Origin of the sequence: Buttiauxella cochleicola (assembly GCF_021283185.1) — a bacterium.
GTDB classification, from domain to species: Bacteria; Pseudomonadota; Gammaproteobacteria; order Enterobacterales; family Enterobacteriaceae; genus Buttiauxella; species Buttiauxella massiliensis.
This window is the reverse complement of record NZ_JAJSOS010000001.1, coordinates 47,527-74,274: the sequence shown is the minus strand read 5'-3', so window position 1 is coordinate 74,274 and position 26,748 is coordinate 47,527. Positions and strand designations below refer to the sequence as shown.

The following is a 26,748-nucleotide window of genomic DNA, read 5'->3' as shown; positions in this document are numbered from 1 at the left end:
CTTTATGATTTAAAACAGAACTCAAATTTCAGGCAATAAAAAACCCATCAACCTTGAACCAAAGAGGCGGGGTTGATGGGCTCCACAAATTGGGGACATCAAAGAAAAGCAGTGGCACTAATTAAGACTTTGCCCCAGGCAAAAAGTTCGCACTGTCATAAAAAATCTTTTTTCTTTGTCTGCGGCACCGATCACAAACCGGGCCATATGATTACGATAAGCGTCCCCGCCAGCGTTAATAACACGTTAGCGATAGCGTAAGTCCCGGCGTATCCAAGGGCTGGAATGTTGCTGCGTGCAGTGTCGCTGATGATTTCCATCGCTGGTGCGCAGGTACGTGCACCCATCATTGCCCCAAATAGCAATGCGCGGTTCATACGTAAAACATATGCACCGAAAAGGAAGCAGATAACAACGGGCACCAGACTTACGATAAGCCCAGCAATCAACATTTGCCCACCAACGGCACCCAGGCCGTTGCCAATGCCACTACCGGCGCTTAGGCCGACGCCGGCCATAAATACCATCAGGCCGAATTCTTTCACCATATTCAGCGCCCCTTGCGGGATATAGCCGAAAGTAGGGTGGTTAGCTCGCAGGAAGCCGAGCATGATACCGGCGAATAGCAAGCCTGCAGCGTTGCCGACGCCAAAACTGAACGAGCTGAACTGGAAGGTGATCATGCCGATCATCAGGCCAATAATGAAGAAGGCGCAGAAGGCGAGCAGGTCAGTTATCTGGCTGTGAATCGAGATAAAGCCAATACGTTCAGCAACGGTTTTTACGCGGCGGGCATCACCGCTGACCTGTAAAACGTCACCTTTGTTGAGCACGATATTGTCGTCAATAGGCATTTCAATCTGGCTGCGGATAACGCGGTTGAGGAAGCAGCCGTGATCGGTCAGCTTTAATTGCCCAAGGCGGCGACCGACAGCATTGTGGTTCTTTACCACAATCTCTTCGGTAACGATGCGCATATCCAGCAGGTCGCGATCGAAAACCTCTTTACCGTTACGGAAACTTGGATCGAGGCGTGAATGCGCATCCGGGTAACCTACCAGCGCGATTTCATCACCCTTTTGCAGCACAGCGTCACCATCCGGGTTTGCCAGAATGCCGTTACGGCGGATACGTTCTATGTAGCAACCGGTCTGGCGATAAATGCCAAGTTCACGCAGGTTTTTACCATCAGCCCAGGCAACCAACTCAGAGCCTACGCGGTAAGCGCGAATAACAGGAAGGTAGACTTTACGTGCGGCATCGGTGTCCAGGCCACGTTCGCGGGCGATTTGTTGCGCGCTGGTCTGCAAATCCTGGTGTTGAAGTTTTGGCAGGTAACGTGCGCCAACAATCAGACTGACCAGACCGATAAGATAGGTTAGTGCGTAGCCGAGGCTGAGGTTATCGAGCGATGTCGCTAATTGGGTGCCAGCGGCACCCGAATGTCGCAAGGTATCACCTGCACCGACCAACACTGGCGTTGAGGTCATTGAGCCTGCGAGCATCCCCGCTGTGAGGCCAATATCCCAGCCAAAGAGTTTCCCCAACCCTAAGGCAAGCAACATGGCGGTTCCCACCATCACCAGTGCCAGCATCAAGTAATTCTTGCCATCGCGGAAGAAAATTGAAAAAAAGTTTGGCCCAGCTTCTACTCCGACACAAAAAATGAACAACATAAAACCCAGATTTAGGGCGTCTGTGTTAATGGAAAAATGTTGTTGGCCGAGTAATAAAGAGACTACTAAAACACCAATGGAATTACCTAGTTGGACTGGACCAAGGCGTAATTTACCCAGGCATAAACCTAAGGTCAGAACAACAAATAATAACAGGATGTAATTCCCGCTTAACAAATCTGCGACGTTTATATTCACGAAGGGTAACTTCTTGTTTACTAGTAACTTGTTGAAAGAAATGGTTTTTTGCGTTAGGGTTTCTACTAATTACGACGCAATTTAATGTATTTCTAGTGCATTAAAATATCCAGTGCGCAGACCTGATAATAGCCGTTAGTTTAATCTTTATGAAGTTTTACGGCTAGTAAGAATATTGTGCTAATTGCGCTACCTATTTTCTAGCAGGGATTGCTGAGACTTTATCTAACTGGGGCAAGGTTTCTGCGTGCAGAGCCGTAAATTTAAGTTCGATACAAGCGATCGTCAGGAGGATGTGTGTTCATGCGTGGACAACGTTGGTTCGGAGTCATTTGTTGCTTCGTGTTGTTTGTTGGTGTGTTTTTGTCTCAAAAGTTGAGTGCCGCCAGCAGCTACCCAGGTGATAAACATTCTGAGTGGGGATTGCTGTTTTTTATCCTTCCGGGTGTTATCGCTAGCGTGTTTTCACGCCATGGCCGAGTGATCAAACCGCTGATGGGCGCAGTACTGGCTTCACCGTTTTGTCTGTTAATCATTCACTTTTGGCTGTCGCCAACGCGAACGTTCTGGCAAGAAATGGCCTGGATGTTTAGTGCGGTGTTTTGGTGTGCTCTTGGGGCATTGTGCTACTTGTTTCTCCGTAGCGTGCTCCGCCGTCAGCGGCGATAAAAAAACCGGCTCAGTGAGCCGGTTTTTTTCTTTCTATCTGCTGCTTATTCTGCGTTCTGGAACAAGCTCAGGTGTTCTTTAGCGTAAGCTTCAAAATCAGTGCAACCGCCAATGTGTTTCTGGTCGAGGAAAATCTGCGGTACCGTTTCAACAGGTTTGCCTACGGTTTTTTCCAGATCGGCTTTGCTGATACCTTCCGCATGGATATCAACATAACGGAAGTTGAAGTCGTCACGCTCAGCGGTCAATTTCTCAGCCAACTCTTTAGCACGAACACAATATGGGCAGCCTGGGCGACCAAAGATTACTGCAAACATGGAATCTCCTTTATTTTTTGTGGCCGATACGTACCGGCGAATGGCAACTATAATGCCGCTAACTGTTGCGAATGGAAAGAAGGTGTTACCTGTTAATATAATACTCGCTACCTATACAGTCTGTGGAGACAAGCGGATGCGTTCACTCGGTGCGTTACCGAAACCTGTGTTAATCCTCGAAGTTATCGGTATCGCTTTTTTACTGCTGTCATATCTTTCCCTGAACGGTTACGTGACTTTATCCGCACCCTTTGGGAATGCCACAGCGGCTATCATCATGGTATTTTTAGGCATTGTGCTGATGCTCCCGGCGGCAGCATTTATGGTTTGGGCGATGGCTCAAAACGTTGCGCCGCTGCTGACCAAAGGCCAGGCCCCACTCGATAAATCTCATTCAGACAAGCCTAAGGATAAACACGATGACGCCGACCATTGATCTGCTGCGTTCACACCGTTCTGTGCGCCGTTTCACCGATGCGCCGATAACAGATGAACAGCGTGCAGCAATTATTGCCAGTGCCCAGGCGGCCTCCAGTTCCAGTTTTTTACAATGTACTTCGATTATTCGCATCACCGACAAATCCCTTCGTGAGCAACTTGTTCAGCTTACTGGCGGCCAAAAGCATGTCGCACAAGCCGCAGAGTTTTGGGTTTTTTGCGCCGACTTTAACCGCCATCTGCAAATCTGCCCGGAAGCTCAACTCGGGCTTGCGGAACAACTTTTACTCGGAGCGGTTGATACTGCGATTCTGGCTCAAAACGCCTTTACTGCGGCAGAGTCGCTGGGGTTGGGTGGTGTTTACATCGGTGGGCTGCGCAATAACATCGAAGTGGTAACGGAATTGCTGAACATCCCAAAACATGTTTTACCGCTGTTTGGTTTATGTCTGGGCTGGCCTGATGAAGATCACGGTATCAAACCGCGCATTCCAGCCGCCATGATCATGCATGAAAACAGCTATCAGCCGGTTGATGAAAACGTGCTGGCGGAATACGACGAAGAGATGGCGCAGTACTATCTTTCCCGTGATAGCAACGCGCGACGCGACACCTGGAGCGACCATATTCGCCGCACCATCATTAAAGAAAGCCGTCCGTTTATTCTGGAGTATCTGCACAAACAAGGCTGGGCGACTCGATAAACTGACTCGTCATACTTCAAGTTGCAGGGGTGTTGGCTGCACTCACAAACCCCAGTCACTTACTTGAGTAAGCTCCTGGGGATTTGCTCCCTTGCCGCCTACCTGCAACTCGAATTATTTAGAGTCTTCCTCAATATGGCACCGGCCACAGCCAATCAATACATTTTTACTATCAATCAGCCGCCCAAACGGTATTGGTTTTGCACCATTGTCAGTCGGTATAACTGAGTTAACGCTAACTCTGATTATTCGTCACATGACATGGAGCACCCGATGCCGACTCTTGATAACTCCCCGTACTACGCCGCAGATATTATCCGTTCCCGCATTAATGGCCTGGTGCCACGCGTGGCTTTCATCCTGGGTTCCGGCCTGGGTGAATTGGCTGAGAAAATCGAACAGGCCGTTGTTTTCCCTTATGACGAACTGCCTGGTTTCCCGGTAAGCACCGTTCATGGCCACGCGGGTGAACTGGTGGTCGGCACGCTTGCTGGTGTTCCCGTCGCCTGCATGAAGGGACGCGGTCACTTCTACGAAGGGCGCGGCATGTCGGTGATGACTAACGCGATTCGTACGTTCAAATTACTCGGTTGCGAAATTCTGTTCTCAACTAACGCCGCTGGCTCATTACGCCCGGAAGTCGGCCCTGGTAGCCTGGTTGCGTTGAACGACCATATTAATACCATGCCTGGCACGCCAACCGTCGGCCCGAACGATGACCGTTTTGGCGAGCGTTTCTTCTCCCTGGCGAACGCCTATGACGCGGATTACCGTGGCGTTTTACAGCAGGTCGCAAAAGAGCAGGGCTTCCCGCTAACTGAGGGCGTATTTGTTTCTTACCCTGGCCCGAATTTTGAAACCGCGGCTGAAATTCGCATGATGCAAATCATCGGTGGTGATGTGGTGGGGATGTCGGTGGTGCCTGAGGTGATCAGCGCGCGCCATTGTGGCCTGAAAGTTGTCGCAGTTTCGGCAATTACTAACCTCGCAGAAGGTCTTGGCAGTGTGCAACTCTCCCACGCGCAAACCCTGGCGGCGGCAGCACTTTCGCGCCAGAACTTTATTAATCTGATTTGCGGTTTCCTGGGCAAACTCGCCTGAGGCACTTCCAACACACTAGGTAAAACACATGGCGATTAACGGTATGGCGATTCAACCTCGCTTGAAAATCATGTTGTTTTTGCAGTATTTCATCTGGGGGGCCTGGCTGGTCACGCTGGGTTCGTACATGATTAATACCCTCGGATTCCGAGGGGCAGATGTCGGTATGGTGTATAGCACTAAGGGAATTGCTGCGCTGTTAATGCCGGGAATCGTTGGGATTATTGCCGATAAATGGCTGCCGGCGAATCGCGTCTACGCGCTCTGCCACCTGGTGTGTGCGGCAATGCTGGCCTGGGCTGCCAGCATTAATCAGCCGGGCCTGATGTTTTGGGTGATGCTGGGTAATGCGATGGCATTTATGCCCACAATTGCACTATCGAATACTATTTCTTATGCCAGCCTCGAAAAAGCAGGGCTGGATACTGTCAGCCATTTCCCACCGATCCGCGTCTTTGGCACTATTGGGTTTATTGCTGCAATGTGGACCGTGAGTCTGATGCGCTTTGAACTTAGCAATCTTCAGCTTTATATTGCAGCTGGAGCGTCATTAGCGCTGGCCCTCTACTCACTAACTTTGCCAACTATACCAGTGGTGAAAGGTGGGATCTCTCGTACTTGGGTAAGCCGCCTGGGGCTTGATGCTTTTGTATTGTTCAAGAACCCGCGCATGGCTGTTTTCTTCTTATTTGCCATGTTGTTAGGCGCGGTGTTGCAGATTACCAATACTTTTGGCAACCCATTCCTGCACGATTTTGCGCGTAATCCTGAATTTGCTGATAGCTTCGTGGTTCAGTATCCATCGATTTTGCTATCGGTTTCGCAAATGTCGGAAGTGGCCTTTATCCTCACCATCCCATTCTTCCTGCGCCGTTTTGGTATCAAGCAGGTGATGTTGATGAGTATGGTGGCCTGGGTGCTGCGCTTTGCGTTGTTTGCCTGGGGCGATCCGTCTGCATTTGGCTTCGTTTTACTGTTGCTTTCGATGGTGGTTTACGGCTGCGCATTTGATTTCTTCAATATCTCCGGTTCTGTGTTTGTTGAACAAGAAGTGGACTCGCGCATACGTGCCAGTGCTCAGGGGTTGTTTATGACGATGGTCAACGGAATTGGTGCCTATCTCGGTGCGATTCTCAGCGGATATGTCGTGGACTACTTCAGCGTTGATGGCGCCAAAGACTGGACCACAATCTGGTTGGTGTTTGCCGGATATGCGTTAGTACTGGCGGTTATCTTCCACTTTAGTTTCCAGTATCGCCACAACCCAACACTTAAGGCTTCGGCACCGGTCGCACATTAACAGTCGGCCGGATTACAGCGAGCAGCAGGAGTGCTAACGTATGGGGCTGCCAGAACATAGGGAGCCCCATGACTATTTCACAGCGAACATACCGTACAGACTTAAAACTTCTGCGCTATTTCCAGGCAGTGGCGGAAGAGTTGCACTTTGGCAAAGCGGCCTTGCGGCTAAACATGTCCCAGCCACCACTGAGTTTCCATATCAAAGAGCTTGAGTCTCAACTCGGTACCGTTTTGTTTATTCGCCATTCACGCAGCGTTGCATTGACACACGCGGGCGAAATCTTGCTTGAAGAGACCCGTCGATTGCTCGACAGCGCAAACCTTGCATTGGCCCGGGTAGAACAAATTGGTCGTGGTGAAGGCGGGCGCATTCATTTGGGAATTGTTGGTACGGCGATTTGGGGTGGATTACGTCTTGGGTTACAACAGTTTATCGCTGATTTTCCGGCCATTGATATTCTGTTTCGCGAGAAGTCGCCGGGAGATCAAATCTCCTTGATTGAGCGTCACGAAATTGACGCCGGTATCTGGCGCATGGAAACCAATCCTCCTCCGGGTCTACGAAGTGAAAAACTACATGACGCTACGTTCCTTGTTGCTTTGCCAGAAAAACATCCGCTGACGAAACAGGCTGCTATTGATATTGAGTCACTGCGCCATGAACCATTTGTCACTATGACTGCGGTGCATTCTGACTGGACGTTTTTGCAAGGTGTCTGTCGCGAAGCGGGTTTTTCGCCTCGTATTGTCAGAGAAGCAGTTGAGCCGCAGACCGTACTGGCGCTGGTCAGCATCGGTATAGGGTTGACTATTATGGCCGATAGTTACGCCCAGATGAGTTGGCCGGGTGTCACCTTCCGTCCGCTGACAAAAGCGATCCCAGCAGATCTTTATGTGGTGTACGATCCGCATCATTTGGCATCTACAACGCGTCATTTAATCGACGTGTTAAAGCAGTCGCCAGACACATTGCCCGTTCGTTGAAACCTGATGGCAGTGATATGATAGTTGCGCTGTCATTATTGGACTGGAAACGCTGAGGTGCAGGGTGAAAATCGCCATTTTATCCCGGGATGGAACGCTTTATTCTTGTAAACGTCTACGTGAAGCGGCGTCACGCCGTGGTCATGCAGTCGAAATTATCGATCCCCTTTCTTGTTACATGAACATCAATCCGTCTGCACCATCAGTGCACTATAAAGGCCGTCAGCTTCCTCATTATGATGCGGTAATTCCACGTATTGGCTCCGCGATCACTTTCTACGGCACGGCGGTGTTGCGTCAGTTTGAGATGTTAGGTAGTTACCCGCTCAACGAATCGGTTGCCATTACGCGCGCGCGGGACAAGTTGCGATCGTTGCAGTTGATGGCGCGTCAGGGGATTGACCTGCCGGTCACAGGCTTTGCTCATTCTCCAGATGACACCAGCGATTTAATTGACATGGTAGGCGGTGCGCCGCTGGTGGTGAAACTGGTGGAAGGCACCCAGGGAATTGGCGTGGTGTTAGCCGAAACGCGCCAGGCGGCGGAAAGTGTAATAGATGCGTTTCGCGGTCTGAATGCCCATATTCTGGTGCAAGAATATATAAAAGAAGCACAGGGCAGGGATATTCGTTGCCTGGTAGTGGGTAATAAAGTCGTTGCCGCAATTGAACGTCAGGCAAAACCGGGGGATTTCCGCTCCAATTTGCACCGCGGCGGGGTGGCGAATCAGGTCTCCATTACAGATCGTGAGCGAGAAATCGCCTTACATGCGGCGGCGACCCTGGGTCTGGATGTCGCAGGGGTGGATATCTTACGTGCTGAACGTGGCCCATTGGTGATGGAGGTTAACGCGTCACCTGGTCTTGAAGGTATTGAAAAGACAAGTGGAGTCGATATCGCGACATTAATGATCCAATGGATTGAGCAGCAGGCTCAGCCAGGTTTTTGCCTGAAAATTGGCGGCTAGACAGGGGTATCAATGCTATTGGTCGCATAATAATAGTATGGGGCGTCGTTTTTGCGTAAGCTATGGCGCGACTCAATCACTCCCTTTTAAAGAGGCTACGGCATTTATGGATTCACTCGTTGTCCCTACTCTGGACATCTTACGCCGCTGGCTGGACGAAATCGGTGTGACCATCTTCGAGTGCGATACATGCCAGGCGCTCCATCTGCCGCATATGCAGAATTTCGATGGTGTCTATGATGCGAAAATCGATCTAGTCGACGATATCGTCTTGTTTTCAGCGTTGGCTGAAGTAAAGCCATCTGCTCTGTTGCCACTGGCATCTGATTTGTCTTCTATTAATGCCAGTTCGTTAACCGTGAAAGCGTTCCTGGATATCCAGGACGACAATTTACCTAAGCTGGTCGTTTGCCAGTCGCTACAAGCGTCCGTCGGAATTACCCGCGAACAGTTTGCTGCCTTTGTAAAACAGAGCGAAGAGCAAATATCAATGGTGATTCTGGAAGCCTGCGCAAACCAACTGCTCTTTATCTCTGATGCAGATGAAGAACAAGAAGACGGCACAGTTATTCAAACTCACTTTCTACATTAATCGTTTCATTCTTAACCGCAGCGGCTACCATAACCGCTGCGTTCCGCGATTTTTTATTCTGCCTTAATAACATCCCTCCAGCATTATTCTCGCCAATACCGCCAGTTTTGGGCCACAGCATAGACGTTTTATTCATAAAAAATTGATAAAGGGCACTTTTTTACTTGGGCTATAGTCTCGAAGTCTGGCTACAGTTATTCTTGCGGGACGCTACAAGCGTGCAACATCTGCAGCAAGGCGTCTGTACTTTTTTACTGCAGTTTGCATAGAGATGCATGATTCTTGCATGTGCCAAAAGCGAGAAGAAAATGCGTAAAAGTATGATTGAGTAAATTATGCTCGCGAAAGCGGGAATTAGACTTTTTCAGAAGGAATCACATATGTTTACCCAACGTAAAAAATTGTTATCCGGTGTGGTGGCAGGTGCGCTGATGACAGCGCTAATGGCTGTTTCTGCTACCACATTTGCTGCGGAACAAAAGACGCTGCACGTTTATAACTGGTCTGATTATATTGCGCCGGATACGCTGGCAAACTTCACCAAAGAAACTGGCATTAAAGTGGTGTATGACGTTTTCGACTCCAACGAAGTGTTGGAAGGGAAGTTGATGGCGGGCAGCACTGGCTATGATCTTGTGGTGCCATCTTCTCAGTTCCTTGAGCGTCAGGCTCAGGCCGGTATTTTCCAGCCTCTTGATAAAAGCAAACTACCGAATTACAAAAACCTCGATCCGGAAATGCTTAAGCTGGTGGCCCATAACGACCACGACAATAAATACGGCATTCCGTACATGATGGTAACCACCGGTATCGGCTACAACGTCGAAAAAGTGAAAGCGGCATTGGGCAAAGACGCACCGGTTGATAGCTGGGATCTTATCCTGAAACCAGAAAATCTTGAGAAGCTGAAAAGCTGTGGTGTTTCCTTCCTTGATGCACCAAGCGAAGTTTACGCGTCGGTCCTGCATTACCTTGGCAAAGATCCAAACAGTACCGATCCGAAAGATTACACCGGAGCTGCGAACGATCTGCTGCTGAAACTGCGCCCGTCTATTCGTTATTTCCATTCATCTCAATATATCAATGACCTGGCTAACGGCGACATCTGTGTAGCGATCGGCTGGTCCGGCGATATTCTCCAGGCAGCAAACCGCGCCAAAGAAGCAAAAAATGGCGTGAATATTGCTTATACCATTCCTAAAGAAGGGGCGATGGTGTACTTCGATATGTTCGCAATGACCGCTGATGCGAAAAATAAAGACGAAGCGTATCAGTTCCTTAACTATTTGATGCGACCGGATGTGGTAGCGAATATCAGTAATCATGTTTATTACGCTAATGCGAACAAAGAGTCGACGCCGCTGTTAAACGCTGAAATTCGCGATAACCCGGGAATTTATCCACCGGCAGATGTGCGTGCCAAGCTGTTCACTCAGGGCGTGCAGTCTCCAAAAGTTGACCGTGTTATTACCAGAGCCTGGACTAAAGTTAAAACAGGCAAATAATACCCGTCATACTTCAAGCCGCAGATGCGTTGACTGCACCCGTGCGCCCCAGTCACATAGTTATCTATGCTCCTGGGGACTTACGGCCTGGTCGCCTTCCTGCAACTCGAATTATTTTGGGTATAAGTGTTATCTAATTAGATTTGCAACGCAGCGGTGCACCGAAACAGTGCATGTGCTCCAACACGGACAGAAGTGTTAAAACTTCTGTCCGTTATTAGTACGGCAACCGGGTCGTACCTCTATTTTGTTTTTGCCGGAGAGCAACATAATTGAACGACGCAACCCCTCGTCCGCACGCGAAAACTCGCAAAGCGCTCACCCCGCTGCTTGAAGTTCGCAACCTCACAAAGTCCTTCGACGGGCAACACGCCGTTGATGACGTGAATCTCACCATTTATAAAGGCGAAATTTTTGCGCTGCTCGGGCCATCTGGTTGTGGAAAATCAACCCTGCTACGCATGCTGGCGGGTTTTGAACAGCCAAGCGCTGGGCAAATCATGCTCGATGGCGTGGACTTGTCGCATGTGCCTCCGTATCAGCGACCGATCAATATGATGTTCCAGTCCTACGCACTTTTTCCGCACATGACGGTCGAGCAAAATATTGCGTTTGGTCTCAAGCAAGACAAGTTACCGAAGAATGAAATAGCTCAACGCGTGCAAGAAATGCTAACGCTTGTGCATATGCAGGAGTATGCCAAACGTAAACCGCATCAGCTTTCTGGAGGGCAGCGCCAGCGTGTCGCTCTGGCGCGTAGCCTGGCGAAACGGCCAAAATTATTGCTGCTTGATGAGCCAATGGGTGCGCTGGATAAAAAACTGCGTGACCGTATGCAACTTGAAGTGGTGGATATTCTTGAACGCGTGGGAGCAACCTGCGTCATGGTAACGCACGATCAGGAAGAAGCGATGACCATGGCGGGGCGTATTGCCATCATGAATCGTGGCAAGTTCGAGCAAATTGGTGAGCCGGAAGAAGTCTACGAATATCCGGCGACACGTTATAGCGCTGAATTCATCGGCTCTGTGAACGTCTTTGAAGGGCTGCTAAAAGAGCGCCAGGAAGATGGCCTGGTGATTGATAGCCCGGGGCTTGTGCATCCGTTAAAAGTTGACCCTGATATTTCCGTTGTCGACGGAGTTCCGGTGTATGTGGCCTTACGCCCAGAAAAAGTGATGCTTTGTGACGAGCCGCCAGCCGACGGTTTCAACTTCGCGGTCGGTGAAGTGGTACACATTGCTTATCTTGGCGATCTGTCGATTTATCATGTGCGCCTGAAAAGCGGCCAGATGATCAGTGCTCAGTTGCAAAATGAACATCGCAATCGCAAAGGGATGCCAACTTGGGGCGATGAAGTTCGTCTTTGTTGGGATGCTGAAAGTTGTGTGGTTCTTACGGTTTAAGGGGGCGAAATGAGCACGATGACTGAACGCCCGGCCGAGCCACCGGCAAGCGGTTTCAAATTGTGGCTTGGGAAAATGCAAATGCGTCATGGCCGCAAGCTGGTGATTGCATTGCCTTATTTGTGGCTGATTTTGCTGTTTATGCTGCCGTTCTTGATTGTCTTCAAGATCAGTTTTGCAGAAATTGCGCGATCCATTCCACCTTATACCGATCTGGTGACCTGGGCTGACGATCAGATTTCACTGGCGTTAAACCTGGCCAACTATCTCCAGTTAACCGACGATCCGCTTTATGCCGAAGCCTATTTGCAATCGCTGCAAGTGGCGGGTATTTCCACTATTTGCTGTTTGCTAATGGGTTATCCATTGGCATGGGCGGTAGCCCACAGTAAGCCATCAACCCGCAATATCCTGTTGCTGCTGGTTATTTTACCTTCATGGACGTCGTTCTTGATCCGCGTTTACGCGTGGATGGGGATTCTGAAAAATAACGGTGTACTGAACAATGTGCTGATGTGGTTGGGCGTTATCGATCAACCGTTAGTGATTCTGCATACCAATCTGGCGGTCTATATCGGTATCGTTTATGCCTACTTACCATTTATGGTGTTGCCGATTTATACCGCGCTGACACGACTCGATTATTCGTTAGTTGAAGCCTCCTTGGATCTGGGCGCACGTCCTTTGAAAACGTTCTTCAGCGTCATCGTGCCACTGACTAAAGGCGGCATTATTGCCGGTTCTATGCTGGTCTTTATCCCGGCGGTAGGTGAGTTTGTTATCCCGGAACTGCTCGGAGGGCCAGATAGCATCATGATTGGTCGCGTATTGTGGCAGGAGTTCTTTAATAACCGCGACTGGCCGGTGGCGTCAGCGGTGGCAATAACAATGCTTATCTTACTGATTGTGCCGATTATGTGGTTCCACAAATACCAGAATAGAACGGCGGGGGACCATGCATGAATAATTTACCGGTAGTGCGTTCACCGTGGCGCATTTTGATTTTGGTGATTGGTTTCACCTTCCTCTATGCACCTATGTTAATGCTGGTGATCTACTCGTTTAACAGCTCGAAACTGGTGACGGTATGGGCAGGATGGTCAACGCGCTGGTATGTTGAGTTGTTCCAGGACTCAGCAATGATGAGCGCCGTTGGGCTTAGTTTGACCATAGCGGCGGCTGCGGCCACGGCGGCGGTGATTCTCGGAACAATTGCGGCAGTGGTAATGGTACGTTTTGGTAAATTCCGTGGCTCGACGGGGTTCGCTTTCATGCTCACGGCACCGTTGGTAATGCCTGACGTCATCACCGGTCTTTCATTGCTACTTTTGTTTGTGGCATTGGGACACGCGATTGGTTGGCCAAGCGATCGTGGCATGCTAACCATCTGGCTTGCACATGTGACCTTCTGTACGGCGTATGTTTCGGTGGTGATAAGCTCACGTTTAAGGGAGCTGGACCACTCTATCGAAGAAGCTGCGATGGATTTAGGGGCGACACCGCTGAAGGTTTTCTTTGTGATAACCGTTCCGATGATCGCTCCAGCGATTATCTCTGGTTGGTTGTTGGCGTTCACTCTATCCCTAGATGACCTGGTTATTGCCAGTTTTGTTTCTGGGCCGGGGGCAACAACGTTGCCGATGCTGGTATTCTCAAGCGTAAGAATGGGGGTGAATCCTGAAATTAACGCATTGGCGTCTATAATTTTGGGAGTCGTCGGGGTTATCGGTTTAATAGCCTGGTGGTTTATGGCTCGAGCAGAAAAGCAACGTCTGCGCGATATCCAGCGTGCAAGGCGTACAGCTTAAATAATTCGGGTTGCAGGCAGCACCCTTGCAACTTAAAATCTGCAGCGATAATTCCCATAGTGCCGCGCAAGACGCGGCACTATGTCGTATGGAACACGAGGTTTGCGGAAATTTTCAGGAAACGAAGTCAAACACAAGCCAAATTGAACGCTCCCACTTTAGTGCTGGTGGCGGCAATTGCTATTCTTTCAACGCGAGTCCTCGATCTTATGTTGCTTTTCAACATGCTCGGGGTTCGTGGCGTTATTGATTTTGTTCACCGCAGTGTGCAAACGTGGAACTTGACGCTGATTTTTCTCGGCAGCCTGGTGATGCTGTGTATCGAATTACGTTGTGCCTTTGTCATTATGAAAGGGCGTAATTGGGGACGCTGGGTATTTCTTGCCACGCAGGTCATTGCAGTTGCATATCTGTGGTCGGCGTCGCTTGGTTGGGGTTACCCTGAGCTATTCAGTATCCCTGGTGAATCAAAGCGTGAAATATTCCGGTCGTTGATGACGCAAAAACTTCCCGACCTGTTAGTGCTATTTCTGCTGTTTATCCCCACGCGGAGCCGGCTTTTTTTTAAACTTCAATAACCGCGTAGTGCTACAATCTGTGCCCCCGGTTTTCAGGATTTAATTATGCATTGCGCGCTCTATCAGGCAAATCGCTGCCGCTCTTGTCAGTGGATTGAACAGCCGATTTCCGAACAGCTCACCGCCAAAATGAACGAACTTCAGCACCTGCTGGAGGGTATTGCGGTGCATGACTGGCGTGAGCCGATGAGTGGCCCTGAACAGGCATTTCGCAATAAAGCCAAAATGGTGGTCAGCGGCAGCGTAGAAAAACCATTATTGGGGATGCTGCATCGCGATGGAACACCGGAAGATTTAACCGAGTGCCCGCTTTATCCTGCCTCATTCCAGACTGTATTTGCCGTACTGAAGCCTTTTATCGCCCGTGCTGGCTTGACGCCTTATAACGTGTCGCGCAAACGTGGTGAGTTGAAATACCTGTTGCTGACTGAAAGCCAGAAAGATGGTGGCATGATGCTGCGCTTTGTTCTGCGCTCTGAAGCCAAACTGGAACAGCTGCGAGCGGCATTGCCGTGGTTACAACAACAGTTGCCACAGTTAAGAGTAATTTCTGCCAATATTCAGCCTGTACATATGGCGATTATGGAAGGCGAACTGGAAATTCCATTGACCGAACAACAGGCGCTGGAAGAACAGTTTAATGGTGTGCCGTTGTATATCCGCCCGCAAAGTTTCTTCCAGACTAACCCAACGGTTGCCACATCGCTGTATGCGACTGCGCGTGAATGGGTTCGCGAATTGCCAGTCAAACATATGTGGGACTTGTTCTGTGGAGTAGGCGGGTTTGGCCTGCATTGCGCGACACCCGATATGAAATTGACCGGGATTGAGATTGCCCCAGAAGCCATTGCCTGTGCACGTCAGTCGGCTGAAAAACTCGGTTTAACCGATATTCATTTTCAGGCGCTGGACTCCACGAAATTTGCGACTGAGCAACAGGATGTGCCTGACCTGGTATTAGTGAATCCGCCAAGACGTGGTATTGGACAGGCGTTGTGCTACTTCCTTAATAACATGGCCCCGAAATACATTATCTATTCAAGTTGTAATGCGCAGACCATGGCGCGAGATATTTCTTCACTGGCGGAATATCGGGTCGAGCGCGTGCAGTTATTCGATATGTTCCCGCATACGGCACATTACGAAGTATTGGTGCTGCTGGTGAGAGTGGCAAATTAACGTGGTGGATGTCGCTGTTAGCTAATCCACCCTTTAAAGCACCTGGCTTTGAGTCGTTCGGATTAGCCTAAGCGACATCCGATGTAAGTCATTACTCTTTACTGCGGGAACCACTGATCGCTAATCTTTTTGTAAGTCCCGTCAGCTTTAATCGCCACAAGCGCGGAATTCAGTTTGGTCAACAGAACCTGGTTGTCAGGACGCACTGCAATACCCAAACCTGTGCCAAAGTATTCTGCATCAGTAACATGCTCGCCAACTGTGCCTAATTGCGGGTTTGTTTTCAGCCATTCGTTTACCACTGCCGTGTCACCAAATACCCCATCAATACGGCCATTTTTCAGATCAATAATCGCATTCTGGTAGCTATCGTAAGAGACGGTTTTAATTTCCGGATGTTTGTCCTGGAGATATTTTTGGTGCGTGGTCCCATTTTCCATACCAATACGTTTGCCTTTCAGCTCTTCAAAGGATTTGAATGCACCTTTTTTGGCAATGACGACGGCTGAGTTAGCATAATACGGCGTGGTGAAAGAAACTTGTTTGCTACGCTCAGGCGTAATATCCATGCCGGAGATCACGGCATCGTATTTACGGAATTTCAGCGACGGAATCAAGCTGTCAAATGCATGGTTAGTGAAGGTGCATTCTGCCTGCATTTGTTTGCATAAAGCTTTAGCCAAATCGATATCGAAACCGACAATCTGATTGTTGGCATCAAGTGATTCAAATGGCGGATAAGTGGCCGAAGAACCAAAGTTGATTTTGTCTGCTGCAGCCACGTTGAATGCGGCTGTAGCGAACATTGCGGCCAAAATAAACTTCTTCATGTGTGTTGCTCCTGTCTGTCATGTTTTGTTGTATTCACCGTTTCCCGGCGTCAAAAAATCATGCCAGCATATGAATTTATATGCAAATAAAATGTATAATTATATTTCTACAGGCGTAAAAAAGGCGGGAAAGTTCCCGCCGTTTTAAGATGATGAATGGACGTTTAGTTACGTCGTTCAAATGCCAGTGCACGGCGTTCTATCACACGCATCAACAACGTTAATAGCCCGTTCACCACCAGATAAACCAGGCCCGCAGCCCCGAACACCATCACATCGTAAGTGCGACCATATAGCAGTTGCCCGTGGCCCATCACTTCCATCAGCGTAATGGTGTACGCCAGTGAGGTACTTTTAAACACCAGAACCACTTCATTCGAATAAGAAGAAAGTGCGCGTTTAAATGCATAAGGAAGCAAAATGGCGAGCGTATCTTTCTTACTCATCCCTAATGCACCGCATGACTGCCACTGGCCTTCAGGAATGGCACGGATTGCTCCGTAAAATAGCTGAGTAGTGTATGCCGCACTGTTTAACGACAGCGCAATCAACGCACACAGCCATGGCTCAGAAAGCAGGTGCCACAAAACCGGGTAGTTTTGAATTGACGGGAACTGACCCGGGCCGTAGTAAATCAGGAAGATTTGCACCAGCAAAGGCGTGCCGGTAAAGAGAGTGATATAGGCACGCACAACGTAAACCAGTACCGGTGTTTTCAGCGTCAGAACGATGGTGAAAAGCAGCGATAAAATCAGCGCGACCACAATGGATGCCGCGGTGAGTGTCAGGCTGGTATGCAGGCCTTTAAACAGCTCCGGTAAATACTCAAGCATCAGCCGGGTCTCCGTTCAAAACGCGTCGCTCTCAGGTCAATACGTTTGAGTACATACTGGCTGATGAGGGTGATCACGAGGTAGATCGCGGCGGCAACCACATACCAGGTAAACGGCTCCTGAGTACGAGTGGCGATACTCTTGGTCTGTAGCATCAAATCGTTAACGCTAATCAGCGATACCAACGCGGTATCTTTGAGCAATACCAACCACTGATTACCTAAACCCGGCAGCGCATGGCGCCACATTTGCGGCATCACCAGGCGGAAGAAAATGGCCGCCTTCGACATGCCTAATGCCTGGCCAGATTCCCATTGCCCAACTGGCACGGCTTTAAGTGCGCCACGCAAAGTTTGTGAGGCGTAAGCCGAGTAGAGCAGGGAAAGGGCAATGACGCCGCACAGGAACGGGCTGACATCGAAATTCTCAATCTGCAATTGGATAGGAATTTGCGCAAAACCGAGGTTGAGGACAAAACCATCTGAGAGAATCAGCAATAACTGGGAGGAGCCGAAATAAATAAACAGCACCACCAGGATTTCAGGCAGACCGCGTAGCACCGTAACCAAAGCTGAACCCAGCCAGGCTATCGGACGCCATTTCGCAGACTCCCATACGGCAAAAATCATCGCCAGAGCCAGGCCGATGATTAGCGCACAAACGGCAAGGCCGACGGTCATCCCGGCGGCGCTCGCTAAAGGAAACATTTCGTTCATTCAGATTACTTCTGGAACCATTTTTCGTAGATGGTCTGGTATGTACCATCTTTCTTCACTTTTTCCAGCGCGGTGTTGAACTTCGCCTGCAAATCAGTGTTGCCCTGACGAACAGCGATGCCCAGACCGGTACCGAAGTAGCCTTTGTCTGTTACTTTGTCGCCAATAGCGGCCAGTTTAGGTTCTGCTTTCAGCCACTCAGTCACCACAGCTGTATCACCAAATACCGCATCGATACGACCATTCTGTAGGTCCAGCTTAGCGTTCTGGTAGCTATCGTAAGGAACTACGGTGATTTCTGGATGTTTATCCATGATAAATTTCTGGTGCGTAGTACCGTTCTGCACGCCAACTTTCTTACCTTTAAGGGCAGCGATATCAGCAACTTTGCCTTTCTGACCGACAAACAGAGCTGAGTTGTCGTAGTAAGGGTTGCTGAACAGAACTTGTTTTTCACGCTCAGGCGTGATGTCCATACCCGCCATAATTGCGTCGATACGACGGAATTTCAGGCTTGGGATCAGGCTATCAAAAGACTGGTTGGAGAATGTGCAAGTTGCATCAATCTCTTTACACAGCGCATTAGCCAAATCGACATCAAAACCAACGATCTTGTTGCTGGCATCCATAGATTCAAACGGAGGGTAAGAAGCTTCCGTTGCGAAACGAATAGTTTGTGCAGCCGTCGCGGAAAGGCTCAGGCTGGCTAATAATGTGGCAAGCAGAACTTTTTTCATGGTTATTTTCCCGGATACATCAGTGTGACAGATAGAATTTAAACGCTTCGGTCTGTGGTTTTGCGAAGCAACTCGCATCACCTTGTTCGACGATGTGGCCATTTTCCATATACACCACGCGACTTGCGGTTTTACGCGCAACTTCCACTTCGTGGGTAACAATGACCTGAGTGATGTTGGTTTCAGCCAACTCACGAATAATGCTGACGATTTGTGCGGTGATTTCCGGGTCCAGTGCTGCGGTCGGTTCATCAAACAGCAGAATCTGTGGTTCCATCATCAATGCTCGTGCAATCGCGACACGCTGCTGCTGACCACCAGAAAGGTGGAGCGGGAAACGGTCCTGATAAGGTTTCAGGCGTAAACGCTCAAGCAGTTTGTCGGCACGAAGGCGTGCTTCATCTTTGCTGATACCCAGGACACGACAAGGCGCTTCCATCAGGTTTTGCAGCACAGTGAGATGAGGCCAAAGATTATATTGCTGGAACACCATGCCAACGTTGCGACGTAATTCACGAATGGCTTTATCGCCAGGCGCTTTTGCAAAGTCAAAATGGTTGTCTGCAATGGTGAGTTGCCCAGATCGCGGCATCTCAAGCAAATTGAGTACGCGCAGAAGCGAGCTTTTACCTGCGCCACTTGGACCAAGCAGCACCAGCGTTTCGCCCTGTGGGCAACTAAGGGTGATATCGAACAGCGCCTGATGAGCGCCATAAAAACAATTAATGCCGTTTAGTTGAATACTCATGCGCATAAGTTGAATAGCAATTGAAGCCGCAAAGGGTACCTTTAACAGAATAGTTATGCAATCTTTGTGCGTTAAAACCTAAAAATAACTACTGCCATGCATTAAAGGTAGCACAATATAGCGAGGCGGGAGGGAGGCAAGAATAAATGTCGGAGTTATGCAAAAATTCCAGACTATTTACAAGGGTTACCTTTCCCGCCTGATGGTGAATGTAAATATTAGTTTGTTTCTATCGCCTGACGCAGGCTACCTGAAGGTGCATGACTGTTCTCGCCTAAGTAACGCACGTCATCAACCGCCCAACATTGGCCCTCACGAATCATCAGCACTTCGTCTTGCCAGCTTTGACTGCCTTTCGTGAGTTTTACACGCAGCGGAATATTGCGTGCATCGGTATTAAGAATGGTTGATGCGGAGGCAACTTCGGCACTGTCTGCGCCGTCGGCATTGCTGGTGAACATATTGCTGCGCATAAACTCATTCTGCGCGTTCGGTGAAGTGCTGGCTTTTTGCATTTGTTGTGCCAGGGCGTCACTCATATAAGGACGTAAGCCGTTAATCGCGCTGCTGCCCTGCGTTTTATGGTTAATTTGGTAATCGTAAAACTGTTGCGCCACGCTATCCGGGCCACCATCAATACAAGGGCCGCTGCGGGTGCCAATGTCTTTAAAAGCGGGAGTGACGCTGGTGGTACAGGCCGTGAGTAACATCGCGCACGGAAGAAGAACCAAAACTGAGCTGCGCATTTTTATTTCCTTATCTTCTCAGGAGGACTAACTTAGCATAGCGTATCGCTGTCAAAATGCGTGGCGGCTTTATGCGCTAAGATGTTGATACAAAGAGAGGAGAAGCTTATGCAATTTACAACAACCCCTACGCTTGAAGGGCAGAGCATCACGGAATATTGTGGCGTGGTGACTGGGGAAGCGATTCTGGGTGCCAATATTTTCCGTGATTTTTTTGCTGGCGTGCGCGATATCGTCGGTGGCCGTTCCGGTGCTTACGAAAAAGAGCTACGCAAAGCGCGTGAGATAGCGTTTAGAGAATTGCAGGAGCAGGCAGAAAGCCTGGGAGCTAATGCCGTGGTGGGTATTGATATCGACTACGAAACGGTGGGCAAAGATGGCAGCATGTTGATGGTGAGCGTCACTGGCACCGCGGTGAAAACGCGTCGATGAAAGGTTGCTTAGCCGCATTTTTAATCGCGCTTTTGCTCGCGGGGTGTGCCAGCAAGCCTGAAGTTGCTGAAAAAACCGTTGTCGATAAAGGCGATTATATAGTCGACACCAGCCACAACGCGAGGAATGCCTATCCACGTGTGAAAGTGTTGGTTATTCACTACACCGCCGATGATTTTGCCGGTTCGCTAACCACTTTAACTGAACAAAATGTTAGTTCTCACTATTTGATTCCCGATACACCGCCGACATCTGGCGGCAAACCGGTCATCTGGCAATTAGTGCCTGAAAGTGAATTAGCGTGGCATGCAGGTGTGAGCTTCTGGCGCGGCGCTACGCGCATTAATGACACTTCGATTGGTATTGAGCTGGAGAATAAAGGTTTTACGCGCCAGGGCCGTGTAAAGCAGTTTTATCCGTTCAACCCAGCGCAGATCTCGGCGCTGGAGAGATTGGCGAAAGTGATTATCGCTCGTTATCAAATCCAACCGCAAAATGTGGTCGCACATGCGGATATTGCCCCGCAGCGTAAAGTTGATCCTGGCCCACTCTTCCCGTGGCAGCAACTGGCACAGCAGGGTGTTGGTGCCTGGCCGGATGCAAACAGAGTGGCCTTTTACCTGAATGGCCGTGGACCATACCAGCCTGTGGATAAGCGAGGTTTGCTCGATTTGCTATCGCGTTATGGTTATCAGGTGACGCCTGAAATGTCGTCGGAACAGCAAAAAAGAGTAATTCAGGCTTTCCAGATGCACTTCCGGCCAAAAGAATATTCCGGCCTGCCGGATGCGCAAACTGAATCCATTGCACAAGCGTTGCTCGAGAAATATGGCCAGGGTTAGACCCTGGCTTCGACTTGAAGGATAACGGGGTTAGCGGTGCAGCGTACCGTGGTCGCGCAGCCAAAGCGCGGTACGACGAATACCCTCATCAAGGGTGATAATCGGTTTATAGCCTAATTCGGTCTCAGCCCGAGTCGTATCCAGCGTTAAATCAAAATTCAGCTTCGACACACCATAGTGAGTCAGCACCGGTTCTTTTGCTGACTTGCTACCCAGACGCTCCATGCTGCGGGCAATCACATCCAGCATAGGGTAGGGCACGGAACGAATCCGGCATTTAATCTCTAACTCATCAATCAATTTCTGCACGATAACGCGTAGCGGGCGAGCTTCCATATTCGTGATGTTGTACGCCCGGCCTGACGGCTGCGTTTCACACTGCGTGGCAAGCCACATCGCATGCACCGCATTTTCGATATAAGTCATATCCACCATCGCCTCACCTCCGCGCGGCAACAGCACGCTGCCATAGTGGCGCATCATCTGCACCAGACGTGGGAAAAAGACTTTATCATGCGGGCCAAATAAGCTTTGCGGGCGCAGAATCGTGAAACGTGTATGTGGATTTGACTGCGCTAACAGTTGAATCACTTCTTCGCTGGCGGCTTTGCTGCGAGCAAATTCGTTAGCAAAACGCACCGGCCGAAACTCTTCGCTGATATTGCGATGGTGATGGTAATCAAAATAGAGCGACGGCGAGGAAATGTGCACGAAGTTGCGCACCCCCCAGGCAACGGCCCATTCACCTAAACGGCGAGTGGCGCGGACGTTGGCGAGATCGAATGCTTCCTGTGTTCCCCACGGAGAGGTAAAGCTTGAGCAATGCCAAAGCGTATCGACATCGGCCAGCATCAATTTGGCCTGTGAAGAAACCAGATCGGTCAGGTCTGCATGAACAAACTCTGCACCCATTTTTTCCAGCAGTTTGCCCATGGCCTCATTACGACCAGTTGCCCGAACGCTGATGCCTTTTGCGCGAAGAAATTCGACCGCGTTTCGGCCTAAACCGCTGGTGGCGCCCGTTACCAGTACCTTCATGTCGACCAACTCATGATAATTGAGATTTACGCTGCGCATTTTTCCGTGAAATGGCGGCGCTTGCAATGGGGAAAGCCAAAGATTAGGAGGAGTTAACGATGTTTCTCTGACAATTGTTCGCAAACCTGGCAAATCCGGCGGGCCATACCCCGAAAAATGAACAGATGAGCGGGGATCATTATCAACCAGTAGAACAAACCTGCGGTTCCATGGGGGTGCCACCAGGCACGAACATCCAGCGTTCGATACTTACCGTGGTCACGCAGCGTGAAGGAAAGCCGCCCAAGTCCCGGCGCTTTCATACCAAACAACAATGTAAGCTCTTTTTGTGGCTCAACAATAATCACTTTCCAACTATCTACATTGTCGCCTACTTCAAGCATTGGTCTGTCAGGGCGGCCTTTTGCCAGCCTGTGGCCCACCAGCAGGTCCATATAGCCGCGCGTTTTCCACAGAGCATTGCCAAAGAAGTAGCCCTCTTTTCCGCCTATCTGATTAACTACTTGCCACAAATCTGCCAACTCAGCGCTTGTTTTTAGCGTGCAGCCCGCTTGCTTGGGGAAGTAACCGTAATCTGGTCGCCAACGGGCAAATGCCTGGGCGTCATAACCCCAGTCCTGCGAATTAGCGAGTTTGTGTTCATCTTCAAGCGTTGCACGAACGGCATCATCAAAGGTAAGTAGCTTTTGCGGGATCAACGCGCGAAGTTCACGATCGTCAGCCAGCAGATCGTGCTTCAACCCCTGGATCAGCGCTTTAGCAATCGTTGGTGGCACCGAAGTGATCATGTTCAGGAACCAGACCGAGATCCAACTGGTCGGTAACGGAATGGGGATAAGAGGGCGACGTTTACCGCTAATTGCCATAAAGCGCTCGAACTGCTGCTGATAGCTCAGTACTTCCGGGCCGGCGGCTTCGAAAACACGGTTTTCCTGTGATGGATGATTGAGCAGTTCAGTTAAATAATGCAGCAAGTTTTCGAGTGCGATAGGTGTGGTGCGCGAGCGCACCCAACGTGGGGGCGTGAGTACCGGTAGGTTATAAACCATATCGCGCATGACTTCGAAGGCGGCAGAACCTGCGCCAACAATAATGCCAGCCCGAACTTCAGTTACCGGAACTCCAGCATCACGCAGGATATCGGCGGTGAGCTGGCGAGCGCGCAGGTGTGCGGAATCACCGTCACCTTCGGCAGCTTGCAGTGAACTCAGAAAGATAAGCTGTGTTACCGGATGTTCTCGTAGTGCATCACGCAAATTGAGCGCAGTCTGGCGTTCATGGGCAACAAAATCAGCGCCGTCGCCCATGCTATGTACCAGGTAGTAAAGGGTATCGATGTTTTCCAGCAGTGCGGGAAGCGTTCCCGGCCACTGTAAATCGACATGGCGACAAACGACCCCCGGCCAGGGTTGTTTCTCCAGCCACTCGACACGTCTTGCCGCAGCAGTAACATGATGCCCGGCAGCGGCAAGCTTTGGCACCAGATGCTGGCCTATATAGCCGCTAGCACCGAGCACCAGAATGTTTTGTGGCTGTGTCATCGTCCGTGACCTCTGTTTAGCGTTGTAAAAAAGTCTGCCAGTGAGAAACCACTTCGGCCAACTGCTCACGGTTCACATCAAGGTGAATCACCAGGCGAGTTACCGGGCCCGCACTCATCAAAACACCGCGTTCTTTCATGAATTTACCGAGGCTTTCAGCTTGTTCAACCGGCACGCGTACAAACACCATATTGGTATCCTGACGAGAGACATCAACACCGATTTCACGCAATTCGCCAGCCAGCCAATGAGCGTTGTCGTGATCCTCTTTCAGGCGTTGCACATTATTCTCCAGCGCGTATAAACCCGCCGCCGCCAGAATTCCTGCCTGACGCATGCCGCCACCAACCATTTTACGCCAGCGTGTCGCACGTTTGATGTACTCGTGGCTGCCGACTAACAGCGAACCGACCGGCGTTCCAAGTCCTTTAGAGAGGCAAATTGTGAAGGTATCGCAGTAGCGCACCACTTCTTCAAGCGTACAGCCATATTCCACCACGGCATTAAAGATACGCGCGCCGTCAACATGCAAAGCCAGGTTGTGATTGCGGCTAAATTCCCAGGCCTGCTTCAAATACTCACGCGGCAAAACTTTGCCGTTATGGGTATTTTCGAGGCTAAGCAATTTGGTGCGCGCAAAGTGGATATCGTCGGGTTTGATCTTCGCGGCAACTTTATCAAGCGGCAACGAACCGTCCGGGTTGGCATCAATAGGCTGCGGCTGAATACTGCCTAAAACCGCAGCACCACCGGCTTCGTAGAGATAATTGTGCGCAAGTTGACCGACAATATACTCTTCGCCACGTTCGCAATGGCTCAGCAGCGCTACCAGGTTTGCCTGGGTGCCGGTTGGCAAAAACAGCGCTGCTTCTTTACCGCTGAGTTTGGCGGCGTAATCTTGTAGTTCGTTGACCGTTGGGTCATCACCGTAAACGTCATCGCCAGTGGGGGCTGCCATCATACGTTTGAGCATTTCATCGCTCGGGCGGGTTACGGTGTCGCTGCGCAAGTCAATCACGGTGGGTCCTTATTATTGTTCAAAATTATCCTTACTTTTACCGGAACCAGTTGGTTTTCGCCAGTTCGATAACTTCATCACCGCGTCCGCTGATGATGGCGCGTAGCATATACAGACTGAACCCTTTGGCCTGTTCAAGTTTGATTTGCGGTGGAATCGCCAGCTCATCTTTGGCAACGACTACATCCACCAGCACCGGGCCGTCAATACTTAGGGCGCGTTGCAAGGCGTTATCCAGGTCGGCCGCTTTTTCAACCCGAATACCTGTGATTCCGCAGGCATCAGCGATTTTGGCAAAGTTTGTGTCGTGCAGTTCGGTGCCGTCTGTGAGGTAGCCGCCCGCTTTCATTTCCATCGCCACAAAACCCAGCACGCTATTGTTAAACACCACAATTTTGATCGGCAGTTTCATCTGCACGACCGAGAGAAAATCCCCCATCAGCATGCTGAAACCGCCATCGCCGCACATGGCGATAACTTGCCGGTCGGGTGCCGTCGCTTTTGCGCCCAGCGCTTGTGGCATGGCATTAGCCATCGAGCCGTGAGTGAATGAACCTATCAGGCGGCGTTTGCCGTTCATTTTCAAATATCGCGCGGCCCAAACGGTAGGTGTACCGACGTCACAGGTGAAGATGGCATCTTCATCAGCGTACCGGCTGATTTGCTGTGCGACATATTGCGGATGGATGACGCTGCCATCACCGGGTTGTGCCAGCTCATCGAGGCTTTCACGCGCTTCGCGATAATTATCCAGCGCTTTATCGAGGAAGCTGCGATCGGTTTTTTCTTCCAGAAGCGTAATGAGTGCCGCAAGTGTGGCTTTGATGTCACCGACCAGCGCCATATCAACTTTGCTATGCGCACCGATGCTGCCGGGGTTGATATCAATCTGAATGATTTTTGCATCGGTCGGGTAGAAGGCGCGATAGGGGAATTGCGTACCGAGCAGGATCAACGTGTCGGCGTTCATCATGGTATGGAACCCTGACGAAAAACCGATTAGCCCGGTCATGCCAACATCGTAAGGGTTATCGTATTCAACGTGTTCTTTGCCACGCAGCGCGTGAACAATCGGCGCTTTAAGCGTGGCCGCAAATTGCACCAGTTCTTCATGCGCACCTGCACAACCACTGCCACACATCAGCGCGATGTTGTCGTTATAGCGCAGCAATTGCGCCAGTTTTTTTAGCTCGTCATGGGGTGGCACAATGATCGTTTGTGGTGCAGGATACCAGTGCGTGCTGGCGGTTTCAGGTGCGGGCTTAAGGGCCACGTCACCGGGTAAAACCACGACCGAAACGCCACGGTTTAAGACCGCTTTGCGCATCGCAATCGCCAGTACCTGCGGAATTTGTTCCGGAGATGACACCAGCTCGCAATAATGGCTGCATTCGCGGAATAACTCTTCGGGGTGGGTTTCCTGGAAATAACCGCTGCCGATTTCGCTCGATGGAATGTGCGCCGCAATGGCCAGTACCGGGACGCGGTTACGATGGCAGTCGAACAGGCCATTGATTAAATGTAGGTTGCCGGGGCCACAGGAACCCGCACACACCGCCAGTTCACCTGATAGGTGGGCTTCTGCGCCTGCGGCAAAAGCGGCGACCTCTTCATGGCGGGTCGGCATCCATTGAATGGTGCCCATGCGATTCAGACTATCGCTCAGCCCATTGAGGGAATCCCCCGTGACACCCCAGATTCGTTTTACGCCTGCACTTTCAAGCGTTTTTGCAAGGTAAGCTGCTACGGTCTGTTTCATTGGTTCTCCTTGTCACGATTCAGTTAACGTAAACAAGCTTAGTCAAGGAAACAGAAGAGGCAGGGCAGAAAGTGCCACTCAGAA

28 protein-coding genes are annotated in these 26,748 nt (G+C 50.2%); 16 read left to right on the top strand and 12 right to left on the bottom strand.

The annotated features are described in order from the left end of the window. Nucleotides 1–191: 191 nt before the first annotated feature. Nucleotides 192–1,874: an aspartate:alanine antiporter gene (locus LVQ76_RS00315; RefSeq protein ID WP_151992758.1), complete on the bottom strand. Its 1,683-nt coding sequence runs from the start codon at nucleotides 1,872–1,874 to the stop codon at nucleotides 192–194. A 303-nt stretch (nucleotides 1,875–2,177) separates the two neighbouring features. Here LVQ76_RS00315 and LVQ76_RS00310 point away from each other — a divergent pair, with 303 nt between their 5' ends. After that, on the top strand, nucleotides 2,178–2,543 hold the full coding sequence (locus LVQ76_RS00310) for an inner membrane protein YbjM (protein WP_232865045.1): 366 nt from the start codon (nucleotides 2,178–2,180) through the stop codon (nucleotides 2,541–2,543). A 44-nt stretch (nucleotides 2,544–2,587) separates the two neighbouring features. On the opposite strand, the gene LVQ76_RS00305 is transcribed toward LVQ76_RS00310, so the two are convergent. Continuing rightward, nucleotides 2,588–2,860, bottom strand: a complete 273-nt coding sequence (locus LVQ76_RS00305) for a GrxA family glutaredoxin (protein ID WP_034456459.1) — start codon at nucleotides 2,858–2,860, stop codon at nucleotides 2,588–2,590. A 136-nt stretch (nucleotides 2,861–2,996) separates the two neighbouring features. Here LVQ76_RS00305 and LVQ76_RS00300 point away from each other — a divergent pair, with 136 nt between their 5' ends. The 13 genes from LVQ76_RS00300 (at nucleotide 2,997) to rlmC (ending at nucleotide 15,424) form a co-directional block, all read left to right on the top strand. Further along, complete coding sequence (locus tag LVQ76_RS00300; protein ID WP_232920715.1) at nucleotides 2,997–3,296, top strand: YbjC family protein; 300 nt, start codon at nucleotides 2,997–2,999, stop codon at nucleotides 3,294–3,296. After that, a complete protein-coding gene (gene nfsA, locus LVQ76_RS00295; RefSeq protein WP_232920714.1) occupies nucleotides 3,280–4,002 on the top strand; it encodes an oxygen-insensitive NADPH nitroreductase in 723 nt (240 codons plus the stop codon). Before LVQ76_RS00300 ends, nfsA begins: the two co-directional genes overlap by 17 nt. Before the next feature lie 273 nt (nucleotides 4,003–4,275). Continuing rightward, nucleotides 4,276–5,103 carry a xanthosine phosphorylase gene (xapA, locus tag LVQ76_RS00290; RefSeq protein WP_232865043.1) on the top strand — a complete coding sequence of 276 codons (828 nt, stop codon included), beginning with the start codon at nucleotides 4,276–4,278 and terminating at the stop codon, nucleotides 5,101–5,103. Nucleotides 5,104–5,146: 43 nt separating this feature from the next. Continuing rightward, entirely contained in the window at nucleotides 5,147–6,403 is a 1,257-nt protein-coding gene (locus LVQ76_RS00285; RefSeq protein ID WP_232865149.1) for a nucleoside permease, read from the top strand. Between the two features lie 68 nt (nucleotides 6,404–6,471). Continuing rightward, the gene (locus tag LVQ76_RS00280) at nucleotides 6,472–7,389 is read left to right on the top strand and encodes a LysR family transcriptional regulator (protein WP_232920713.1); all 918 of its coding nucleotides are present in this window, start codon (nucleotides 6,472–6,474) and stop codon (nucleotides 7,387–7,389) included. A 64-nt stretch (nucleotides 7,390–7,453) separates the two neighbouring features. Continuing rightward, entirely contained in the window at nucleotides 7,454–8,356 is a 903-nt protein-coding gene (rimK, locus tag LVQ76_RS00275; RefSeq protein ID WP_232903974.1) for a 30S ribosomal protein S6--L-glutamate ligase, read from the top strand. A gap of 106 nt (nucleotides 8,357–8,462) precedes the next feature. Further along, nucleotides 8,463–8,948 carry a YbjN domain-containing protein gene (locus LVQ76_RS00270; RefSeq protein ID WP_232865040.1) on the top strand — a complete coding sequence of 162 codons (486 nt, stop codon included), beginning with the start codon at nucleotides 8,463–8,465 and terminating at the stop codon, nucleotides 8,946–8,948. Between the two features lie 380 nt (nucleotides 8,949–9,328). Next, nucleotides 9,329–10,453: a spermidine/putrescine ABC transporter substrate-binding protein PotF gene (gene potF / locus LVQ76_RS00265; RefSeq protein WP_232865039.1), complete on the top strand. Its 1,125-nt coding sequence runs from the start codon at nucleotides 9,329–9,331 to the stop codon at nucleotides 10,451–10,453. A gap of 272 nt (nucleotides 10,454–10,725) precedes the next feature. Beyond that, nucleotides 10,726–11,859, top strand: coding sequence for a putrescine ABC transporter ATP-binding subunit PotG (gene potG, locus LVQ76_RS00260; RefSeq protein ID WP_232865038.1), 1,134 nt, complete (start codon nucleotides 10,726–10,728; stop codon nucleotides 11,857–11,859). 9 nt (nucleotides 11,860–11,868) lie between these two features. Continuing rightward, entirely contained in the window at nucleotides 11,869–12,822 is a 954-nt protein-coding gene (gene potH / locus LVQ76_RS00255) for a putrescine ABC transporter permease PotH (protein ID WP_232865037.1), read from the top strand. Further along, complete coding sequence (gene potI / locus LVQ76_RS00250; protein WP_151992749.1) at nucleotides 12,819–13,667, top strand: putrescine ABC transporter permease PotI; 849 nt, start codon at nucleotides 12,819–12,821, stop codon at nucleotides 13,665–13,667. Before potH ends, potI begins: the two co-directional genes overlap by 4 nt. A 59-nt stretch (nucleotides 13,668–13,726) precedes the next feature. Beyond that, on the top strand, nucleotides 13,727–14,245 hold the full coding sequence (locus LVQ76_RS00245) for a YbjO family protein (protein WP_370639846.1): 519 nt from the start codon (nucleotides 13,727–13,729) through the stop codon (nucleotides 14,243–14,245). 45 nt (nucleotides 14,246–14,290) lie between these two features. Beyond that, the gene (gene rlmC / locus LVQ76_RS00240; RefSeq protein ID WP_232920712.1) at nucleotides 14,291–15,424 is read left to right on the top strand and encodes a 23S rRNA (uracil(747)-C(5))-methyltransferase RlmC; all 1,134 of its coding nucleotides are present in this window, start codon (nucleotides 14,291–14,293) and stop codon (nucleotides 15,422–15,424) included. A 98-nt stretch (nucleotides 15,425–15,522) separates the two neighbouring features. Here rlmC and artJ read toward each other — a convergent pair whose 3' ends face one another. The 6 genes from artJ to LVQ76_RS00210 all read right to left on the bottom strand — a co-directional run bounded on the left by artJ (nucleotide 15,523) and on the right by LVQ76_RS00210 (nucleotide 20,034). Then, entirely contained in the window at nucleotides 15,523–16,254 is a 732-nt protein-coding gene (gene artJ, locus LVQ76_RS00235; RefSeq protein WP_232920711.1) for an arginine ABC transporter substrate-binding protein ArtJ, read from the bottom strand. 164 nt (nucleotides 16,255–16,418) lie between these two features. Next, nucleotides 16,419–17,087 carry an arginine ABC transporter permease ArtM gene (artM, locus tag LVQ76_RS00230; protein WP_232903972.1) on the bottom strand — a complete coding sequence of 223 codons (669 nt, stop codon included), beginning with the start codon at nucleotides 17,085–17,087 and terminating at the stop codon, nucleotides 16,419–16,421. Further along, nucleotides 17,087–17,803, bottom strand: coding sequence for an arginine ABC transporter permease ArtQ (artQ, locus tag LVQ76_RS00225; RefSeq protein WP_064517418.1), 717 nt, complete (start codon nucleotides 17,801–17,803; stop codon nucleotides 17,087–17,089). Before artQ ends, artM begins: the two co-directional genes overlap by 1 nt. Before the next feature lie 5 nt (nucleotides 17,804–17,808). Then, nucleotides 17,809–18,540 (bottom strand): arginine ABC transporter substrate-binding protein ArtI, encoded by a 732-nt coding sequence (gene artI / locus LVQ76_RS00220; protein WP_064517421.1) that lies wholly within the window; start codon nucleotides 18,538–18,540, stop codon nucleotides 17,809–17,811. A 19-nt stretch (nucleotides 18,541–18,559) separates the two neighbouring features. Beyond that, nucleotides 18,560–19,288, bottom strand: coding sequence for an arginine ABC transporter ATP-binding protein ArtP (gene artP, locus LVQ76_RS00215; protein ID WP_064517680.1), 729 nt, complete (start codon nucleotides 19,286–19,288; stop codon nucleotides 18,560–18,562). Between the two features lie 218 nt (nucleotides 19,289–19,506). Further along, nucleotides 19,507–20,034, bottom strand: a complete 528-nt coding sequence (locus LVQ76_RS00210) for a lipoprotein (RefSeq protein ID WP_232920710.1) — start codon at nucleotides 20,032–20,034, stop codon at nucleotides 19,507–19,509. Nucleotides 20,035–20,142: 108 nt separating this feature from the next. Here LVQ76_RS00210 and LVQ76_RS00205 point away from each other — a divergent pair, with 108 nt between their 5' ends. Both LVQ76_RS00205 and LVQ76_RS00200 read left to right on the top strand, forming a co-directional pair. Further along, nucleotides 20,143–20,466, top strand: a complete 324-nt coding sequence (locus LVQ76_RS00205; protein WP_034456425.1) for a heavy metal-binding domain-containing protein — start codon at nucleotides 20,143–20,145, stop codon at nucleotides 20,464–20,466. Continuing rightward, nucleotides 20,463–21,308, top strand: a complete 846-nt coding sequence (locus tag LVQ76_RS00200) for an N-acetylmuramoyl-L-alanine amidase (protein WP_232865033.1) — start codon at nucleotides 20,463–20,465, stop codon at nucleotides 21,306–21,308. The genes LVQ76_RS00205 and LVQ76_RS00200 overlap by 4 nt, the downstream gene beginning before the upstream one ends. A 30-nt stretch (nucleotides 21,309–21,338) precedes the next feature. Here the strand turns inward: LVQ76_RS00200 and LVQ76_RS00195 are convergent, their stop codons facing one another. From LVQ76_RS00195 to poxB, 4 genes are all read right to left on the bottom strand, one after another. After that, nucleotides 21,339–22,346, bottom strand: coding sequence for a 3-beta-hydroxysteroid dehydrogenase (locus LVQ76_RS00195; RefSeq protein WP_232865147.1), 1,008 nt, complete (start codon nucleotides 22,344–22,346; stop codon nucleotides 21,339–21,341). A gap of 92 nt (nucleotides 22,347–22,438) precedes the next feature. Continuing rightward, the gene (locus tag LVQ76_RS00190) at nucleotides 22,439–23,887 is read right to left on the bottom strand and encodes an SDR family oxidoreductase (protein ID WP_232920709.1); all 1,449 of its coding nucleotides are present in this window, start codon (nucleotides 23,885–23,887) and stop codon (nucleotides 22,439–22,441) included. Between the two features lie 16 nt (nucleotides 23,888–23,903). Beyond that, nucleotides 23,904–24,905 carry a low-specificity L-threonine aldolase gene (gene ltaE / locus LVQ76_RS00185; protein ID WP_232865031.1) on the bottom strand — a complete coding sequence of 334 codons (1,002 nt, stop codon included), beginning with the start codon at nucleotides 24,903–24,905 and terminating at the stop codon, nucleotides 23,904–23,906. Nucleotides 24,906–24,942: 37 nt separating this feature from the next. Next, nucleotides 24,943–26,664 (bottom strand): ubiquinone-dependent pyruvate dehydrogenase, encoded by a 1,722-nt coding sequence (gene poxB / locus LVQ76_RS00180; protein ID WP_232920708.1) that lies wholly within the window; start codon nucleotides 26,662–26,664, stop codon nucleotides 24,943–24,945. Nucleotides 26,665–26,748 lie beyond the last annotated feature (84 nt).